Raw genomic sequence first — 619 nt, 5'->3', positions numbered from 1 at the left:
GCGTCGACGCCGACGTCACGATCGCCGACCCCAGCCGCAACGTGAAGGGCGACTCCGTCACCATCATCGCCGTCGACACCAAGCCGGTGACCGTCTTCATCGGCAGCACCCCCATCGGTGACGCGGCTTCGGCGGGCCTCATCGGGAAGATCATTGCCGCGCTGAAGGTCTCGAAGTCCTGACGCGGGTCGGCTAGCCGGCGGAGCCCGTCGGGGCCGAAACGTGGGTGGCCTCGGACCGCCCGCGCAGGACCGTCGAATAGCACTCGGCCCACTGGGCGCGCTCGGTCTCCCCCGCGGCATCGACGGCACCCGCCGAACACAGGATGCGCCGGTCGGAGGTTTTGGCGAGGTCCGCCAATCGCGCGGCCTCGTTGACGGCGTCGCCGATCACGGTGTACTCGTACCGGTTCTCGGCGCCGATGTTGCCGGCGAACACCCGCCCCGCGGAGACGCCGATGCCGAAATCGACCGGCAGCCGCCGCAGTTGAGACCCCAGCGCACGCGCGGTCGCCAACGCCGACGAGGCCGGTTCGTTCGTCGGCAACGGCACGCCGAAGACGGCCAGCACGGCGTCGCCGGCGAACTTGTTGACCAGACCGTGGTGTTCGTCGACGGCG

1 protein-coding gene and 1 pseudogene are annotated in these 619 nt (G+C 70.3%); one reads left to right on the top strand and one right to left on the bottom strand.

Annotated features, from left to right (window positions below):
- Window positions 1-182, top strand: a pseudogene (locus A9W96_RS16130) (hypothetical protein); the annotation flags it as partial.
- A gap of 10 nt (window positions 183-192) precedes the next feature.
- On the opposite strand, the gene A9W96_RS16125 reads toward A9W96_RS16130, so the two are convergent.
- Window positions 193-619: adenylate/guanylate cyclase domain-containing protein (locus tag A9W96_RS16125; RefSeq protein WP_197499539.1), on the bottom strand; the 427-nt coding region annotated here is incomplete at its 5' end.

Origin of the sequence: Mycobacterium sp. 1245852.3 (genome assembly GCF_001669335.1) — a bacterium.
Lineage (GTDB): Bacteria > Actinomycetota > Actinomycetes > Mycobacteriales > Mycobacteriaceae > Mycobacterium > Mycobacterium europaeum_A.
This window is presented reverse-complemented; position numbering and strand designations above follow the sequence as displayed.